12 protein-coding genes are annotated in these 18,168 nt (G+C 58.4%); 9 read left to right on the plus strand and 3 right to left on the minus strand.

Annotation, left to right across the window (positions count from 1 at the left end; genetic code table 11):
* The first annotated feature begins 321 nt into the window (after positions 1-321).
* From IEI95_RS27720 to IEI95_RS27760, 9 genes are all read left to right on the plus strand, one after another.
* Positions 322-1,254, plus strand: a complete 933-nt coding sequence (locus IEI95_RS27720) for an L-lactate dehydrogenase (RefSeq protein ID WP_156531805.1) — start codon at positions 322-324, stop codon at positions 1,252-1,254.
* Between the two features lie 133 nt (positions 1,255-1,387).
* On the plus strand, positions 1,388-1,699 hold the full coding sequence (locus IEI95_RS27725) for an ArsR/SmtB family transcription factor (RefSeq protein WP_194417250.1): 312 nt from the start codon (positions 1,388-1,390) through the stop codon (positions 1,697-1,699).
* A 77-nt stretch (positions 1,700-1,776) separates the two neighbouring features.
* The gene (locus IEI95_RS27730) at positions 1,777-2,712 is read left to right on the plus strand and encodes a LysR family transcriptional regulator (RefSeq protein WP_015917377.1); all 936 of its coding nucleotides are present in this window, start codon (positions 1,777-1,779) and stop codon (positions 2,710-2,712) included.
* Between the two features lie 92 nt (positions 2,713-2,804).
* Positions 2,805-3,284 carry a formate dehydrogenase subunit gamma gene (locus IEI95_RS27735; RefSeq protein ID WP_156538291.1) on the plus strand — a complete coding sequence of 160 codons (480 nt, stop codon included), beginning with the start codon at positions 2,805-2,807 and terminating at the stop codon, positions 3,282-3,284.
* Between the two features lie 8 nt (positions 3,285-3,292).
* On the plus strand, positions 3,293-4,849 hold the full coding sequence (locus IEI95_RS27740; RefSeq protein WP_156538290.1) for a formate dehydrogenase beta subunit: 1,557 nt from the start codon (positions 3,293-3,295) through the stop codon (positions 4,847-4,849).
* A 5-nt stretch (positions 4,850-4,854) separates the two neighbouring features.
* Positions 4,855-7,734 carry a formate dehydrogenase subunit alpha gene (gene fdhF / locus IEI95_RS27745; RefSeq protein ID WP_156538289.1) on the plus strand — a complete coding sequence of 960 codons (2,880 nt, stop codon included), beginning with the start codon at positions 4,855-4,857 and terminating at the stop codon, positions 7,732-7,734.
* Between the two features lie 52 nt (positions 7,735-7,786).
* Entirely contained in the window at positions 7,787-8,602 is an 816-nt protein-coding gene (gene fdhD / locus IEI95_RS27750; protein WP_420360094.1) for a formate dehydrogenase accessory sulfurtransferase FdhD, read from the plus strand.
* The gene (locus tag IEI95_RS27755) at positions 8,592-8,864 is read left to right on the plus strand and encodes a formate dehydrogenase subunit delta (protein WP_156531809.1); all 273 of its coding nucleotides are present in this window, start codon (positions 8,592-8,594) and stop codon (positions 8,862-8,864) included. The genes fdhD and IEI95_RS27755 overlap by 11 nt, the downstream gene beginning before the upstream one ends.
* Positions 8,865-9,145: 281 nt before the next feature.
* Positions 9,146-10,804, plus strand: coding sequence for an OFA family MFS transporter (locus IEI95_RS27760; RefSeq protein WP_194417251.1), 1,659 nt, complete (start codon positions 9,146-9,148; stop codon positions 10,802-10,804).
* Between the two features lie 131 nt (positions 10,805-10,935).
* Here the strand turns inward: IEI95_RS27760 and IEI95_RS27765 are convergent, their stop codons facing one another.
* From IEI95_RS27765 to IEI95_RS27775, 3 genes are all read right to left on the minus strand, one after another.
* Positions 10,936-11,415, minus strand: a complete 480-nt coding sequence (locus IEI95_RS27765) for a chemotaxis protein CheW (protein WP_015917370.1) — start codon at positions 11,413-11,415, stop codon at positions 10,936-10,938.
* 113 nt (positions 11,416-11,528) lie between these two features.
* Entirely contained in the window at positions 11,529-13,208 is a 1,680-nt protein-coding gene (locus IEI95_RS27770) for a methyl-accepting chemotaxis protein (protein ID WP_234934274.1), read from the minus strand.
* Between the two features lie 718 nt (positions 13,209-13,926).
* A complete protein-coding gene (locus tag IEI95_RS27775) occupies positions 13,927-18,141 on the minus strand; it encodes a translocation/assembly module TamB domain-containing protein (protein ID WP_194417253.1) in 4,215 nt (1,404 codons plus the stop codon).
* Between the last annotated feature and the right edge of the window lie 27 nt (positions 18,142-18,168).

The following is an 18,168-nucleotide window of genomic DNA, read 5'->3' on the forward strand; positions in this document are numbered from 1 at the left end:
CACTCGCCTCACGTAACGTCACTGTCCGCGCTTACTCAGAAGTAATACTCTTCTCAATTGATTTAGACGTGAAGTAAAGCGGTGCAGGTGACGATCGCAGCAGACCTTCATAAGCATGGTGGTATGGGGAAAACATAACGACGTCTGGCATCGCATATCGTACATTTTTGGCCGTTTTGAAATTATGTTATAGTCCATAACAGTGTCTTTAGACCCTCTGGGATTGAAGAAATTTCGAAGCAGATCGCCATGCGGAGATGCACCATGTGGCGTGAATACGGGGTCAGTAACGCGGGTAGTTTCGCGGTCAGGAGTGGGGACATGAAGGTCGGCATAGTGGGAGCGGGCATGGTGGGCAGTGCATCGGCCTATGCATTAACAATGCTTGGCATCGCCTCGGAAATCGTGCTGGTTGATTATAATACGGATCTGGCCCAAGCCCAGGCCGAGGACATATCCCATGCCGTGCCATTCGTTTCAGCAACCCTTGTACGAGCCGGAGATTATGGTGATTTCGCTGGAGCGGGCGTGGTTATCATCTCGGCAGGTGTCAGCCAGAAACCGGGTGAAACCCGGCTCGAATTGCTTGGCCGCAATGCGGAAGTATTCCGGCAGGTCGTAGACCAGGTTCTCGCAGCAGCACCGAATGCAATTTTGCTGATCGCTTCCAATCCTGTCGATATCATGACCGATATCGCGACGCGGCTGTCGGGCCTTGCGCCACAAAAAGTGATCGGCTCCGGCACCATACTCGACACCGCACGGTTTCGCAGCCTGCTCGGGCGATATCTGGAGATTTCGCCGCAATCCGTGCATGCATATGTTCTGGGCGAGCATGGCGATAGCGAAGTGTTGGCCTGGTCGAATGCAATGGTTGGCGCCGTGCCATTGATGTCTTTTGCCGAACAGGCGGGCAAGCCGGTGACAGACACGGTTCGCAGCGAGATCGACGCCGGTGTGCGCCATGCCGCCGACAACATTATCAAGGGGAAAGGTGCCACCTATTACGGTATCGGTGCTGGTCTGGCACGGATCGTCAAAGCAATTGCCAGCGATCAGCGTGATGTGCTTTCCGTTTCCAGCGTCACAGCGGAGCTGGGTGGTGTCATCAATGTTGCGGCATCTGTGCCACGGGTGATTGGCTCGAGCGGAATTCTGATGGATCTTGTGCCTGATCTTGATGAAACAGAGCGGATTGCCTTGGCAAAGAGCGCAAGGATGCTGAAGGATCTCGCGCTGTCTGTGCCATGTTGAGCAGTTTTTGTCCGTCGCTGATCCGCTTCCCTTCATCCGGTGTTCAGCAGTCCGTAGACATTGTCATTCGATGGAACCTATGATCGCTTCTTCAACAGACGCCGAAACGCCGGCGAGCCAATTGGCCAACTTCATGCAGAAAGCAGCAGGCGCCGCTGCTCTTCTGAAGGCCCTATCCCATGAAAACCGGCTGTTGATTCTGTGTATTCTCAGCGAAGGGGAAAAGACGGTTGGCGAGCTGGAAGTGCTTCTGCAATTGCAGCAGGCCATTGTTTCACAGCAACTGGCACGGTTGCGGATGGACAATCTGGTGGAAAGCCGCCGGTCCGGGCGCCAGATTTATTATTCGATCAACAATCCGGCGGTGAAGGAACTGGTATCGGTGCTGTACCAGATGTATTGTTCACCGGCGGGCGAGGAGACGACATTCGACCTGCGTGATTGATGCGCATGGGACTGCCGACAAAGGACGTGCTTCGGCCTTTCCGATGATTCAAGGCTCGGGCGACAGGCGGTGCAGCGATGATCGACAAGCTGGAATTTTTCATCGCTCTTGCCCGCGCCCAGCATTTCGGTCGTGCTGCGGAAGAATGCGGCATTTCCCAGCCCACGCTGTCAGCGGCGATCCGCCAGCTTGAAGATCAGCTGGGTGTCATCCTGGTGCAACGCGGGTCCCGGTTTCAAGGCCTGACGCCCGAGGGACAAAGGGTGCTGGAATGGGCGCGACGGATTGTCGGCGATGCGCGCACCATGCGCGAGGAAATGCGGGCGGCGCGCAACGGTCTGGCTGGACATATTCGCCTGGCGGTGATCCCGACGGCGCTGGCCATGGTGCAGAGGCTGACGGAACCATTTCAGGCGCATCATCCGGCTGTGACGTTCCAGGTGGTGTCGCGCAATTCTCTCCAGGTCCTTAGCCTTTTGGAAAATCTCGAGATCGACGCGGGTATTACCTATCTCGACAATGAACCGCTTGGCCGGGTGACGTCTGTCCCGCTCTATGCCGAGCGTTATCACTTGATTGCGGCGACCGGCACGCCGCTGGCCGACCGGGAAAGTGTGACCTGGCGAGAGGTTTCTGATCTTCGGCTTTGCCTATTGACGGCCGATATGCAGAACCGGCGCATCATTAATCAGCATTTCACCGAGGCGGGGGTGGTGCCGCGGCCGACGCTGGAATCCAACTCAATGATCGTGTTGTTTTCTCATATCCGGACCGGGCAATGGTCGTCGATCATGCCGCGTAACGTCGCGGAATCCTTCGGTTTTCCAGAGGAAATTCGCATGGTGCCGATTGTCGAGCCGCAGGCCCAGCATCTTGTCGGGCTGGTTGCCACCCATCGCGAACCCTATACGCCATTGGTTTCCGCGCTATTGCATGAGGCGCGCCGCCTCGCAGCTGCACAAGTCTTTGATAGGTTTTTTCTATCGCGTAACAATACTGCGGTATTGACCTGAGCGACAGGCTGGATTCATTCTCGCAAAACGGGTGAGTGTACCGTTCTGCCGCGCGACCCATGCTGTCGTTGCTGGCCGTTGAGGAGGAAGCGATGAATATGCATGTGGCGGCGGAAGCCGATATGGCCAGGGTGGAGGCGATTATCGATGGCCTCAGGCATCTCGAAGGCCCTCTTCTGCCGATCCTGCATGAAATTCAACGCACATTCGGATGCGTGCCTGATAGCGCCAAGCCGGTGATTGCCCGTGCCTTGAACCTGTCGCGAGCCGAAGTACATGGGGTTGTCAGTTTCTACCATGATTTTCGTGATCATCCCTCTGGTCGCCATGTCCTGAAACTCTGTCGGGCCGAGGCTTGCCAATCCCTGGGTGGCGAGCCTCTTGGCGAAACAATCAAGGCCCGGCTCGGTATTGACTGGCATGAAACCACCGCTGATGGCGCGGTGACGCTGGAGCCCGTCTTCTGTCTCGGGCTCTGTGCTTGCGCTCCGGCTGCCATGCTGGATGGGGAATTGCATGGTCGGTTGGATGAGCACTGTCTTGACGACCTGCTGATGGAGGCCCGTCGATGAGCGGGCCGATGAGCATCACCGTTTTCGTTCCCCGGGATGCCGCTGCTCTGGCGGTCGGGGCCGATAAGGTTGCCGCCGCCATAGAGCGTGAAGCTGCGGTGCGCCATGTCGATGTGACGATCATTCGCAATGGATCGCGCGGCATGCTTTGGCTGGAAACCCTGGTTGAAGTGCGCACGGACCGCGGTCGGATCGCCTATGGTCCCGTCAAGCCTTCCGATGTCGCTGGCCTGTTCGATGCCGGGTTTTTGACCGGGGCTGCCCATCCCCTCTGTCATGGCCTGACCAGCGATATTGCTTTCCTGAAGAACCAGACGCGGCTGACCTTTTCCCGCTGCGGCATTACCGATCCGCTGTCGTTGGAAGATTATCGGCATTACAAGGGCCTGACCGGCCTCTCAAAGGCGATTTCCATGCCGCCCGCCGACATTGTCGCCCAGGTGACCGAAAGCGGCCTTCGCGGTCGCGGCGGGGCGGGCTTTCCTACCGGCATCAAATGGAAAACCGTGGCGGACGCCAAAGCGGACCAGAAATACATCGTTTGCAATGCCGATGAGGGCGATAGCGGCACCTTTGCCGATCGGATGATCATGGAGGGCGATCCCTTCGTGCTGATCGAAGGCATGGTGATTGCCGGGATCGCGGTCGGTGCCACCAAGGGCTATGTCTATACCCGCTCGGAATACCCTCATGCCATCGCCGTTATGCGTGAAGCCATCGAGCTTGCCCGCAAGCAAGGCATTCTGGGTGCATCCGTGTTAGGCTCTGCTTACGCTTTTGACATGGAGGTCCGCGAGGGAGCCGGTGCCTATGTCTGTGGTGAGGAAACCTCGCTGCTCAACAGCCTGGAAGGCAAGCGCGGTGTGGTGCGGGCCAAGCCGCCGCTTCCGGCGCTGGAGGGGCTGTTCGGCAAGCCAACCGTTGTCAACAATGTCATGTCGCTGGCCTCCGTTCCTGTTATCATGGACCGCGGCGCGCAGTTCTACCGCGACTACGGCGTTGGCCGGTCGCATGGCACCATCCCGATCCAGATTGCGGGTAATGTCAAACACGGTGGCCTCTACGAGACAGCCTTTGGCCTGACGCTGGGCGAGATCATCAACGATATCGGCGGCGGCACCTTGACGGGCCGTCCGGTGAAGGCGGTGCAGGTGGGCGGACCGCTGGGGGCTTATTTCCCGCCCTCGCTGTTCGATACGGTGTTCGACTATGAAGCCTTTACCGCAGCTGGCGGCTTGATCGGTCATGCCGGGATCGTGGTCTTCGATGACAGCGCCGATATGCTGAGACAGGCGCGGTTTGCCATGGAGTTCTGCGCGGTCGAAAGTTGCGGCAAGTGTACGCCCTGCCGGATCGGTTCTACACGCGGCGTCGAAACCGTGGACCGGATTGCAAAGGGTATTGAGCCGGAAAAGAACAAGGTGCTGCTGGAAGATCTCTGCAACACTATGAAATTCGGATCGCTTTGCGCGCTTGGCGGCTTTACGCCCTATCCTGTCATGAGTGCGATGACCCATTTCCCGCAGGATTTTGCGCCTGCCCCCCTGGTTGAAGCGGCGGAGTAAAGACCATGTCTCTGATCCATGAAATTGACTACGGCACCCCGGCTTCGCTTTCCACCGAAACTGTGACGCTGACCATTGATGGTCGTGAGGTGACGGTGGCGGCAGGCACGTCGATCATGCGGGCCTCGATGGAGGCTGGCATTCAGGTGCCGAAGCTGTGCGCCACCGACATGGTGGATGCCTTTGGTTCCTGTCGGCTCTGTCTGGTGGAGGTCGAGGGCCGCAATGGCACCCCGGCCTCCTGCACCACGCCCTGCGCGCCCGGTATCGTCGTTCACACCCAGACGGAGCGGCTTAAAGCCATCCGCAAGGGGGTGATGGAGCTTTATATCTCCGACCATCCCCTGGACTGTCTGACCTGTGCAGCCAATGGCGATTGCGAATTGCAGGACATGGCAGGGGCCGTGGGCCTGCGCGATGTTCGCTACGGCTATGAAGGTGACAACCACGTCAAGACCCGGGCCGGTGACGGCTTGAATGCCCGCTACATGCCGAAGGATGAAAGCAATCCTTATTTCACCTATGATCCCTCCAAATGCATTGTCTGTTCGCGGTGTGTGCGGGCCTGCGAGGAAGTGCAGGGTACGTTTGCGCTGACCATTGAGGGTCGTGGTTTTGACAGCCGGGTGTCGCCCGGCGCCCATGAGGCATTTCTGGAATCGGAATGCGTGTCCTGCGGGGCCTGCGTGCAGGCCTGTCCAACCGCGACACTGACGGAAAAATCCGTCATCGCCATTGGCCAGCCGGAGCACTCGCTGGTGACGACCTGCGCCTATTGCGGCGTCGGCTGTTCCTTCAAAGCCGAAATGCGGGGCGAAGAACTGGTGCGCATGGTGCCGTGGAAAGACGGCAAGGCCAATCGCGGCCATTCCTGCGTCAAGGGCCGGTTTGCCTATGGCTATGCCAGCCACAAGGATCGCATCCTCAATCCGATGGTGCGTGAGAAAATTACCGATCCCTGGCGGGAAGTGAGCTGGGAGGAGGCCTTTGCCCATGTGGCCTCCGAGTTCAAGCGGTTGCAATATCAATATGGCCGCGATTCCATCGGCGGCATTACCTCCTCGCGCTGTACCAATGAAGAAACCTATCTGGTGCAGAAGCTGATCCGCGCTGGCTTTGGCAATAACAATGTCGATACCTGCGCCCGCGTCTGTCATTCACCGACCGGTTATGGTCTTGGCCAAGCCTTCGGGACGTCGGCGGGTACGCAGGATTTCGACAGTGTCGAGCATTCCGATGTGGTGCTCGTGATCGGTGCCAATCCGACCGATGGTCATCCGGTGTTTGGGTCGCGGCTGAAGAAACGGCTGCGGAAGGGCGCGAAGCTGATCGTTATCGATCCGCGCCGCATCGATCTGGTCAAGACGCCGCATGTCGAGGCGGCTTTCCATCTGCCGCTGAAGCCCGGCACCAATGTTGCCGTTCTGACGGCGCTGGCCCATGTGATTGTCACTGAAGGTCTGGCCAACGAAGCCTTTATCCGCGAGCGTTGCGACTGGTCGGAATTTGAGGATTGGGCGGCTTTTGTGGCCGAACCTCAGCATAGCCCGGAAGCAACTGAGGCGTTTACCGGCGTTCCCGCTGCCCATCTGCGCGGGGCGGCAAGGCTTTATGCCACCGGCGGCAATGGGGCGATCTATTACGGGCTCGGCGTTACCGAACATAGCCAAGGCTCGACCACTGTTATGGCGATTGCCAATCTGGCCATGGCGACCGGCAATATCGGCCGTCCTGGTGTCGGGGTGAACCCGTTGCGTGGACAGAATAATGTGCAGGGCTCCTGCGACATGGGCTCTTTCCCCCATGAGCTGCCGGGCTATCGGCATATTTCCGACGATGCTACCCGCGAGACCTTCGAGAAGCTCTGGGGTGTGACGCTGAACAACGAGCCGGGCCTGCGCATTCCCAATATGCTGGATGCGGCGGTGGAAGGCACGTTCAAGGGGCTTTACGTCCAGGGTGAGGATATCTTGCAATCCGACCCGGATACCAAGCATGTTTCGGCAGGACTGGCGGCGATGGAATGCGTTGTTGTCCACGATCTGTTTTTGAATGAGACCGCCAATTACGCCCATGTCTTCCTGCCGGGCTCGACCTTCCTGGAAAAGGACGGCACATTTACCAATGCCGAGCGACGCATCAACCGGGTGCGCAAGGTGATGAGCCCGAAGAATGGCTATAGCGATTGGGAAGTGACCCAGAAAATGGCTGAGGCCATGGGTCTAGGCTGGAATTACAGCCATCCGTCCGAGATCATGGCGGAAATCGCTGCGACGACGCCAAGCTTCGCCGGTGTTTCCTATGAGATGCTGGAGGAAAAGGGGTCGGTGCAATGGCCGTGCAATGAAAAGCACCCAGAAGGTTCGCCGATCATGCATGTCGATGGCTTCGTGCGCGGCAAGGGTAAGTTTATCCGCACCGAATATGTGGCGACGGACGAGCGGACCGGCCCGCGTTTCCCGCTGCTGCTGACCACCGGTCGCATTCTGTCGCAGTATAATGTCGGCGCGCAGACGCGGCGCACCGAAAATACCGTCTGGCATGGCGAAGACCGGCTGGAAATCCATCCGCATGATGCCGAACAGCGCGGTATCAAGGAAGGAGACTGGATCAAGCTGGCCAGCCGCTCCGGTGATACAACGCTACGGGCATTGATCACTGATCGCGTCGCGCCGGGCGTGGTCTATACCACCTTCCACCACCCGGATACGCAGGCCAATGTCATCACGACAGACTATTCCGATTGGGCGACCAATTGCCCCGAATATAAGGTGACCGCAGTGCAGGTTTCGCCCTCAAACGGTCCGACGGAATGGCAGCGGGACTATGATGAACTGTCGCGCCAGTCCCGCCGGATTTCCGGCAAGCTGGAAGCGGCGGAATAGAATGGTGGTCAGGGAGGATAACGGGAAGGAGGGTTTTGCTGTCATGCCGGAGATGAAAACCACCTGTCTCGTGCCGCAGGTGCAGTATCGCCAAGGGATGACCAAGGAGGCCCACCGGATCGTGCCGGAGGAAGTGCCGGTGGCCTTTTCCTATGGCGGCTCTACCCACGCCGTGATGATGGCGACGCCCGCCGATCTCGAGGATTTTGCGCTGGGCTTTTCGCTGGCCGAGGGCATTATTACCCGGCTGGATGAGGTTCTCGATATTGAGCCGGTCGAGGCGGGAAGCGGCATTGATGTGCAGGTGACGCTGCTGGATACGATAGCGGACGCCCTGATTACCCGCCGCCGTCGTATGGCGGGGCCGGTTGGTTGCGGTCTCTGCGGCATTGAGTCAATCGAACAGGCCAGCCGGGATGTACCGATCGTCACCGGCGGATTGACGCTGACACCGGCGGATATCCGTGAGGCTATCGATGCGCTCAGCCGGGCGCAGGCGCTTAACCGGCAAACCCATGCGGTGCATGGGGCTGGTTTCTTCATTCCCGGCGAAGGCCTGTTGGCGATCCGGGAAGATGTGGGGCGTCACAATGCTCTTGATAAATTGGTCGGTGCGGTGTTGAAGGCCGGACGCCGGGGCGAAGACGGCGTGGTGGTCGTCACCAGCCGGTTGTCGGTGGAGATGGTGCAGAAGGCGGCCATGCTGGGTGCGCCGATTCTATTGGCGATTTCCGCGCCAACCGCTCTTGCCATCCGCACCGCGCAGGCGGCGGGCATGACCCTGATCGGCATTGCCCGTGGCGATGATTTTGAAGTGTTCACTCGTCCTGACCGCATAATATCCGGGGTTTCCGCCGATGTCGCATGACCATATTGCTGAAAAACTGATCCGCATGGCAAACCAGATCGCTCAATTCTTCAACACGCAGCCGGAGCATGAGCGGGTGCAAGGCGTGGCAACCCATATCAACAAGTTCTGGGAACCGCGCATGCGCCGTCAGTTTTTCGAGATGATCGATACCGGTCGAGATGGATTTGACCCGCTGGTGATCGAGGCGGCGAAACTGATCAAGCGTCCAGTGGATAATAGTGCCGAGGCCTTTGGCATGGCGGGGCGCGGCACAGCTTGAGTCTGACCGAACGGGCGACGGCCTAGTGTGCATGGCGCCAAATAGTCTAAAGATTTTAACAGGTTGATTAGGGCCCTATCTGGCCATTCGACAGACGCGCTATGTGTGGCGGTGGCAGTCGCGCTGTTTGCTACAGATAGTGCTGGGAATAGACAAGCCAACCAGTGTCGTGATGCATTCACTTGGTTCATGCCATCATGCACTGGTTTTTTGTTTGAGCAACGACTTCTCCAAATTTGGCTGGGGCCTCCATTTGGATAGAAGCACGAGGAGGGATATTTATGGCAGTTACGAATGCGCCGGGGACAGCGCTGTCATCATCTGCCGGTTTGCTTGATCGGGAACGGATCATCGCAAAACCGGGTTTTAATCGCTGGCTGGTGCCACCAGCAGCGCTTGCCATTCATCTTTGCATCGGCATGGCCTATGGTTTTAGCGTCTTCTGGCTGCCGCTCAGTAAGGCATTGGGCACCACGGTGCCTGCAAGCTGCGCTGGTCTGTCACTTGTCGGCGCGCTGTTCACCACCGAATGCAATTGGCGCGTCGCCGATCTCGGCTGGATCTACACATTGTTCTTCGTGCTGCTCGGCTGTTCCGCAGCGCTTTGGGGTGGATGGCTGGAGCGGGTTGGCCCGCGCCGTGCCGGGTTTGTTTCGGCCTGCTGCTGGTGCGGCGGCATTCTCGTCGCGGCGCTGGGCGTTTTCACCCATCAACTGTGGCTGATGTGGATCGGCGCGGGCGTGATCGGCGGCATCGGGCTTGGCCTCGGCTATATTTCTCCGGTGTCTACGTTGATCAAATGGTTTCCAGACCGGCGCGGCATGGCGACCGGCATGGCAATCATGGGCTTTGGCGGCGGGGCGATGATCGGTGCGCCGCTCGCCAACCTTCTGATGGGCGTGTTCCGTTCCGATGCCGGGCCGGGCGTCTGGCAGACGTTCGTGGTTATGGCTGCCATCTATTTCGTCTTCATGATGGGCGGCGCTTTCGGCTACCGCATTCCGCCGGCAGGCTGGCGTCCAGAAGGCTGGACCCCGCCTGTTGCCAAGAGCAGCATGATTACCCATCGCCACGTGCATCTGCGTGATGCTCACAAAACCCCGCAATTCTGGCTGATCTGGGCTGTGCTCTGCCTGAATGTCTCGGCGGGTATCGGAGTGATCGGCATGGCCTCGCCCATGCTTCAGGAAATTTTTGCCGGCTCACTGATCGGTCTGCCGGACCTGACATTCTCGCAATTGGACACCGCGCAAAAGGCGCAGATCGCCGCCATTGCTGCCGGATTTACCGGATTGTTGTCGCTGTTCAACATTGGCGGACGGTTTTTCTGGGCGTCGATGTCGGACAAGATCGGGCGCAAGAACACCTATTACTGTTTTTTCCTGCTCGGCATTCTGCTGTATGCGCTGGCACCGACTTTGGCGGGCCTGGGCTCCAGGGCGCTGTTCGTTCTGGCCTTTGGCGTCATTTTGTCGATGTATGGCGGCGGTTTTGCCACCATTCCGGCCTATCTCGCCGATATCTTCGGAACGCAATTCGTGGGCGCCATTCATGGCCGATTGCTGACCGCCTGGGCAACGGCGGGCATCGTCGGTCCTGTCGTGGTCAATTATATCCGCGAGGCCCAGATTGCTGCCGGGATTTCTCCCGGTCCCGCACTTTATACCGGCACGATGTATATCCTGGCCGGCATGCTGGCGCTCGGCCTTGTCGCCAATGCCTTGATCCGTCCACTGCCGGAGAAATGGTTCATGTCGGATGACGAGGTTGCCGCCCTTCAGGCCAAGACTGCCGCCGCCAGTGCTGGCCCGACCGGCTCGTTCGGCATTGGCAAGGGCGGTTTCGACGCCAAGGCGGCGCTCGCCTGGGCCGTTGTCGGCATTCCCTTGCTCTGGGGTGTTTGGGTCACTCTGCGCAGCACGCTTGTGCTGTTTGGCTAACCGATCTCGTCATGCCGCCCTGCTTAAAAGCAGGGCGGCATTTTTGATCCGAGCCATGCAGAAGAGAGCAAAAGCACAAAAACAAAAAAGCGGCCCGATGAGGCCGCTTTTGATATTATCGTTTTATAAGATCAGGCCGCAAGCTCTTCCAGCTCGCTGCCCTTGAACATCTTGGAAAGGTTCAGGAAGCAGATCATGCCGTTTTCATTGGCGATGATGCCTTCGGAAAACGTCTTGTCGAAAGAGGCCGAAACTTCTGGAACCGGCTGAACCTGGCTGGAGGGGATGGTCAGGATGTCAGACACCCGGTCCACCAGCATGCCAATGACCATATTGTGCACTTCAGCGACAACAATGGCGGAGCGCTCATTGGCAACCGTGCTCTTCATTCCGAGCTTGTAGGCAAGATCAATGATCGGAATGACCGAACCGCGCAGGTTCATCACGCCGATCACATCGGCCGGTGCATGCGGAATGGGCGTGGAAGGCGCCCAGCCGCGGATTTCCCGGATTGTGGTGGTCTTGACGCAGAACTCCTGATCATGCAGGCGAAAAGCGATGATTTCGAGGTTTTCACCGCCGAAGCTGGTAGGGGTAATAGGTGTTGCCATGATATCCGTCCCGCCTGTCTTTCGCCCTCCGCTTCCTGTAAACAGGTTACCCGCCGGGGCTGTATTGCGATCATTAGTCCGATGTTCGTCCATGCGATGCGTAGCGATTACCGCTAAGCCGCATATTTGTCATGGCTCATCCTAGCGGAAGAATGTTTCTCAAATCTAAATTGTTCGAGCAGGTTGCGCAGGTTTTCGGTTTGTTGGGCAAGGCCATGGCTCGCCGCCGAGCTTTCTTCCACCATGGCGGCATTCTGCTGGGTATTCTGGTCCATGGTGTTGACGGCCTTGTTGATTTCTCTAAGGCCGGTTGCCTGTTCCCGAGTGGCCTCGACAATGGCGCCGATATTACGGTTGACCTCCTGAACTTCCGCCAGGATCGTTGTCAGCGCCTTGCCGGTTTCGCCCACCAGCGATACGCCGGTTTCGACTTGGTTGCTTGACGTGGTGATCAGAAGTTTGATTTCCTTGGCGGCCTTGGCAGAGCGTTGCGCCAGTTCGCGTACTTCCTGGGCAACGACGGCAAAACCCTTCCCGGCCTCGCCGGCGCGGGCGGCTTCAACTCCGGCATTCAGCGCCAGCAGGTTGGTCTGGAAGGCGATATCGTCAATCACGCCGATGATGTTTGAAATCTCATTGGAGGAGTTTTCAATCTGGCCCATGGCGTCAATGGCGTTGCGAACCACCTGGCTTGAGGCTTCGGCCTGGGCTTTTGTGCGAGCAACGAGATTGGCGGCTTCGGCGGCCCGTTTTGCGCTGTCGGTGACCGTCTGGGTTACTTCTTCAAGGGCTGCGGCGGTTTCCTCGACAGAGGCAGCCTGCTGCTCGGTGCGGCGGGAAAGATCGTCAGAAGCGGATTTGATCTGGTTGGTTCCAGCGGCGATTGCATTGGCGTTCATGGCCACGGTTCGCATCGCGGTTGTCAGTTTTTCCATGGCATTGTTCAGGTCCAGCCGAATCTGGTCGAGGCCAGAAACAAAAGGCCGCTCCAGCGACACTGTCAGGTCGCCATCCGAAAGAGCCTGCAAAGCGTGCCCGATTTCCTGTACGCACCGCACCCGGTCAGTGACATCGGTGGCGAATTTCACCACTTTGATCACCTTGCCGTCGGCATCGAAGATCGGGTTATAAGAGGCTTGAATCCATGCCACTTTACCGCCCTTGCCGATGCGCTTGAACTCTTCTGCGATGAACTCGCCATTGCTGAGTTTTTCCCAGAATAGTTTGTAGTCTCGGCTCGCGGTGTAGGAGGGTTCGCAGAACATCGAATGATGCTTGCCCTGGATTTCCGCCAAGCTATATCCCAGCACTCTCAGGAAGTTTTCGTTGGCAGAAATAATCTCTCCGGTCTTGGTAAATTCAATGACTGCCTGAGCGCGTGAAATCGCGGCCATCTTGCCGCGGTCTTCGAGGGTCTGCAACTGTGCGGTGGTGACATCGGCTGCGATCTTTACCACCTTGTAGGGCTTGCCTCGGCTGTTGCAGACGGGATTATAGGAGCCGTTGATCCAGACCTCCTGGCCTGCCTTGTTGATCCGCTTGAAGGTGGCCGTTTCGGATTGCCCGCCTGACAGCTTTTGCCAGAAGGCCTTATATTGCGCAGAGGACACATAGGAAGGATCACAAAACAGCGCGTGCTTGCGCCCTTTGAGTTCTTCAGGCCGATATCCCATCAACCGACAGAACACGTCGTTGGCGGTGATAATCGTGCCTTCGAGATCGAACTCAATGACGGCCTGAGATTTTGCAAGCGCCGACAGAATGTTTTCTGCATCTGAACCGAAACCCAGCATCGTTCTTCCTCTGTGTCCTGTAGCACGCGTATCCTGTTGGGGCATTCCCTGATGACGCCGTGGTGCTAGTAGTCGTGGTGTTTGTATTTCTCGAACCATACCAAGGGCTTGAAGATGTGAATCGCATCCTCACCTTGGGAAATTGAACGTTCAATACGAATGTCAATTTCAATGACTGTTCGTAGAATTCTTCAGTGAGATCGATTTTTTAGATCCAAGAGCCTATGCATAAAGCCAACTGTGTTGGCTCGTGCGACGTCAAGTGCGGAGCGCATTCTCACATCCTTTGTTGTGTGATCAACGACCTTGCCTTAAGCCCTATATTCATACGGGTATTTTGTTAAGAAATAGCTATTCAAGCATCCTTTGAAATATATCGATAGCTCCCGTCTTTCCAGGGACGTTACGGACACCGGAGGTCGGGGCTTATCAAGCTGAATTCTACCGACAATCCGCTGTACAATTCCTTAAATCCTCGCCGGTTTTAAAGAGAAAAGGATTCGGAGCATGAAAAAATATTGAGTTGGGATTTATGCGTGTGATAAAGCGCTGGCGATGCACGGTTTTGTTTTTCCATAATTCCTTGATCTCAGCTTGATTTAAGAAATTACGCAGGAAATTTAAGGTGTTATGCATCGCGCACTTATAAATTACGAGGCTGTAGAGCGAGTGGATCGCGCCTTGAAACCTGTCGGAGACGTTGTGAGTCTAACAAACTCTAGTATTCTTTCTCATAGAACACACCGCCGCCGCTCGATCCACTGGCGCCAGCCTCGCCTTTCAGCTTGAAGCCACGGCCGACATCCAGGTTGATCACGGCCTTGCTGCCGGTGCTGCCCTGCTGGAATTCGAGATAGGTTTTGTCGTTCAGATATTTTCCGGCGCTGAACTGGGTATTGCCCTTGGAATCGGTACTGATGTCGAGATCGTCGACGCCAACGGCGCTGCGAAGACTGTTGAACAGGGATGTCGAATTGCCACCGCCCAACTGACCGACGGCATCCGCCAATTGAGCAATTTGCAGCGGCGACAGTTTCGCCATCGACTGGCCGAAAATAAGCTGGGCGAGGACCTCGTCCTGCGGCAGGGCGGGAGCGGATGAAAAGCTGATATCCGGGTCGGTCGCCACGCCGGATACCTTGGCTGTCAGCGTCGTGCTGCCTGATGTGCTGGTAGCCTCGAAGTCGACGACTGGGATAAGGCCACCGCTAAAGGTAATTTTGCCTGAGCTGAAATCCAGCCGCTTGGTGAGAATGACCATCCGGCCCCGACGCATGGTGAAGCCACCCGAGACTTGCGGTGCTGCGATACTGCCCTTGATGGTCACGGTGCCGTTCAGTTCGGCGTCGATTCCGCGTCCGCGCACGAAGATTTGCGAGGGAGCCGCGATTTGCAGATCGAGCAGAATCGGCGAGCTACTGCCATCCCCCGTTTTCTCTGGATTGAGAATTGCCGTTTGGCGACGCACGTCGGCCGGAGCGTTCTTGTGCTTGATGTCGAGCTGGGCAATCGATCCCGGCAGCCGGGACGGAATGGTGATTGAGGTCTTGTCCAGTGTCAGCTTGCCGGACAGGGTCGGTCCATCCAGCAAGGGGCCTTTCAACCCCATGCTGCCGTTGACGGTCGCGGTGACCAAGGTACCATCGATGTAGATGGCGTTGTCGAGCTTGATTGTCAGGTCGCTGGGCAATCCCTGACCTTTCAGGTCGATCGTGCCGGTCGCCGACACCTTGCCTCCGGCGGAAATCCTGCCGGTTGCGGAGTTGATCCGGGCCTGATCGCCGGTCAAGGCAATGTCCACGGTCAATTGCTCAAGGGCGATATTGTGCTTCACATCAATCAGCCGGGCCTTGGCTGTGCTGATGGTGCCGGATAACGCCGGGGAGGACAGGGTGCCGCCAATGCTGATATCGCCATTGGCATTGCCTTCTGCCGTCAATCCTTGCTTGGTCAACAGGCCCTGCAAGGCGGTGAGGGGCAGATTGGCCTTGAATGTCATATTGATGGGCTTGTCACCTGTAAGGGACAACGAGCCGCCGCCTGTGACATTCAGACCGCCGCCGCCGGTCACGCGGCTGTCCACGGACAGCCGATTGTCCGCAAAGGTGCCGGACGCGGTAATCGCCAGAGGTGGCAGGCCAGCGGACTGCATCTGCGTAACGCTGGCATCGTCGAGGCGCAGGTCATAAGCGATCTTCGGCGCGGATGTGCTGCCGGTGGCGGTGATCTTGCCGGAGAGTGTGCCGGTCGCGCCCAGATTGGCCGAAAATGTATTGGCAAGCGAGGCGGGGAGCGCGTTGATCTGCGCTGTCATATCCAGAGCCGCGCCTGCCTTGCCAGCGACCGTGATTGTGCCGCTGCCGGCCTTGATGGTGAGCGTGTCGATTGTTGCGGTGCCATTTTCCACGGTGATATTAGTGGGCCGGGCCAGCGTCACTGGGATACCGCGTGGGCTGACGGCAAAATCCTGCAGGGCAATGCCGATGCTATTGCCATCCTGCTGCACCAGCGCTTTTCCGGTCAAAGGTGCATTGTCGTATCGTCCCGAAAGGTCGATATCGGTGCGGGTTCCTCTCCGGTCGAACTGAAGCGCCAGCTGTTCCACAAGGGCAGAGCCAGTGGAGATCCGGTCCGCCTTGACCATGCCCTGCAAGGCCAGCGACTGGAGGTCGTTGGTGGTCACATCGACCGACGGCTGCGCGATTGTTGTCGAACCCTGGCGAATGGCGGTGCCCTCGGCCTTGATCCGGGCGGCAATCTTGCCATTGGCCTCATCCAGTCTGATGGAGCCTTTCAGATCGCCCGATGCGGTCTGTCCGCCAAGGGCGGCCAGCAGGCCGAGATCGGGAAAGTCAAAATCGACAGTACCGCTGGGAAGACGGGCGCGGGAAAAGCTCAAGGCACCGTTCAAGCGGTTGTCGCCCACCGTCAAGCTCAGATCCGGCAGGGCGATGACGCCGTCTTTGGAGGTGAGGTTGAGATTGGACCGAACCGGCTTGCCATCCAGCGCGCCTTGCGCGGTCAGCGTTGCAGAGGGCGCGCCGCGTGTCAGGTCGGCTTTCGCCGCCATGGAAAAGCCAGTGAGGGCGCGGCCAGCAAGCTTTGCGGCATCGATGGTGATCGTGCCATTGGTCTGCAAGGCATTGATGGGACCATTGGCCTGGAGCTCGAACGCGGCCTTGCCCGATGCATTGGCCTGCAAGATGCTGAAATCGGTGATCATCCCCGAGAGTGTGGTGGCCAGCTGCTGCCTGACAAAAGACAGTTTGCCCGAAGCGTTCAGCAGCCGTGTTTCCAGCGTAAAACCGGGAATGACAATCCCATCACCTGCGGAATAGCGTGCCTCGCCGGAAAGCTTCACCATATTGCTTTGCTCGGTGCCACCAGGCGTTCCCACCAGCTTTTCCGTCACGGCTTGTGGCAGCGCTTCAGGCCGCGCAAACAGTGCATATTGTGCCTCCACGGCCTTGCTGGCGATGGTATAGGCAGCCGTCACGCTGCCGCCAAGCGCCGGGCTTTCGATGGTGAGCGGTTGGGCGGCAATCTGCTGAGGGCTGACCGAAATCGGTGCCTTGAGGGTCAGAGGTGCCTTCACGGCGCGCGCCAACGTCGGGTCCGTCAACTGCGCTTGCTGTACGGTCAGTGTGGTATCGATTCTGCCGGAACGGGTGGTCAGGTTGAAAGCAGGCGCGCTTGCTTTAAGGGCGATATCGCCAAACGTGCCCTGCGGCAGTGTCAGGCTCTCCAGCGCCGCGGTGGTTTCAAGTTTTGCCGCTTCGGCTGCCCCGGTCAGGCTAAATGTCAAGCCGGAGACTTGGGCGGCGACGGTGCCATCGTCCAGCGGCCAACGGATCGCGGCAGGGCCATTCTTGCCGGTCAGTGTAGCGTGAAGGGAATTTTCGCCTTTCGGCGTATAGGTGCCGCTGGCGGCAAGCGACAGGCTGCCGGTCTCGACGCTGCCTTTTTCCACGCTCAAGGCACCGTCATCGGAAAGACGGGCGGCAATGTCGATCATGGTTTTGCCGGCAAACAGGTCGCGGAGATTGGCGGGCAACAGGCTATCGAAGGCACCGTCGCCATTGATGGTCACATGGCGACCGTCTGCGGCCAGCCTATGCGTTGCGGTGATGTCCAATCGCGGTGTGCCGTCGAGCGTTGCCGCCAGCGAGCCTTTCCAATCGTTGATCGGCCCGCCGCCCTTGACCGTGATGGCAAGCGCCGGATCATCCGGCAATTGCAGCAGGTTGGCGAGGAGACCGCCCTTTGGCTCCTGCAGGGTGGCGTCGACGTCCAGCCGGTTCTGCTGCGGCGCGTAGGCGAGCCGGGCCGACAGGTTTGCCTGCGGCAGATCTGCACGGCTCACCGTCAGTTGCGACGTGATGGCTTGCGGGGTCGCCTCACTGCCTCGTTCAGCCTCGACATTGCCGTCCAAAGTCAACCGGGCTGCGGTGCCGAGCAGCGGTTGTTCCAGCCGGATGTCGGGTACAGACACCCGCTCGACCCTGACATCCACCGGCAGGCTGAAACCGTTGCTGCTGGAGGTTTCTGTTGTGGTCTCCACGGTCGGCAAGGGCTTGCGGGCCAATGTCAGGGAGGCGGCCTTGATCTGCGAGGCCTCGAAACGGCGTGACATCAGCGCCAGCGGCGACCAGTCGATGGAGAGATCCTGAATTCGGCCGTAGGGACCGTTCGCGTCGGAAACAGTGATTGTGTCCGCCCGCAAATGCCCGTCCAGCAGGCCGCTGATCCCGTCCACGGCGATGATCCGGTTTGGCTTCGACACCAGTGAGGCGACGAAATCGCCGATGAACCGGCTGCCGAATTGCGTCGTGCCGACCAGCGTCAGCGCCACGACCAGCATCGCGGCCAGCACCAGCAAACCATAGGCGAGAATGCGGCCAAGGCCTGAGAATAGGGTTTTGAGTGCGCTCACTGTCTGTTCCGACCTTCTTCTGTCCCG

The sequence above is a fragment of the Agrobacterium vitis genome (assembly GCF_014926405.1).
In the GTDB taxonomy this organism is placed as follows: Bacteria; Pseudomonadota; Alphaproteobacteria; order Rhizobiales; family Rhizobiaceae; genus Allorhizobium; species Allorhizobium vitis_H.

Coding starts and splice junctions, on each gene's coding strand:
- IEI95_RS27755 (WP_156531809.1), top strand. CDS start 8,592: ATGTCGCATGACCATATTGCTGAAAAACTGATCCGCATGGCAAACCAG.
- IEI95_RS27720 (WP_156531805.1), top strand. CDS start 322: ATGAAGGTCGGCATAGTGGGAGCGGGCATGGTGGGCAGTGCATCGGCC.
- IEI95_RS27735 (WP_156538291.1), top strand. CDS start 2,805: ATGAATATGCATGTGGCGGCGGAAGCCGATATGGCCAGGGTGGAGGCG.
- IEI95_RS27760 (WP_194417251.1), top strand. CDS start 9,146: ATGGCAGTTACGAATGCGCCGGGGACAGCGCTGTCATCATCTGCCGGT.
- fdhF (WP_156538289.1), top strand. CDS start 4,855: ATGTCTCTGATCCATGAAATTGACTACGGCACCCCGGCTTCGCTTTCC.
- IEI95_RS27730 (WP_015917377.1), top strand. CDS start 1,777: ATGATCGACAAGCTGGAATTTTTCATCGCTCTTGCCCGCGCCCAGCAT.
- IEI95_RS27725 (WP_194417250.1), top strand. CDS start 1,388: ATGCAGAAAGCAGCAGGCGCCGCTGCTCTTCTGAAGGCCCTATCCCAT.
- IEI95_RS27765 (WP_015917370.1), bottom strand. CDS start 11,415: ATGGCAACACCTATTACCCCTACCAGCTTCGGCGGTGAAAACCTCGAA.
- fdhD (WP_420360094.1), top strand. CDS start 7,787: ATGAAAACCACCTGTCTCGTGCCGCAGGTGCAGTATCGCCAAGGGATG.
- IEI95_RS27770 (WP_234934274.1), bottom strand. CDS start 13,208: ATGCTGGGTTTCGGTTCAGATGCAGAAAACATTCTGTCGGCGCTTGCA.
- IEI95_RS27740 (WP_156538290.1), top strand. CDS start 3,293: ATGAGCATCACCGTTTTCGTTCCCCGGGATGCCGCTGCTCTGGCGGTC.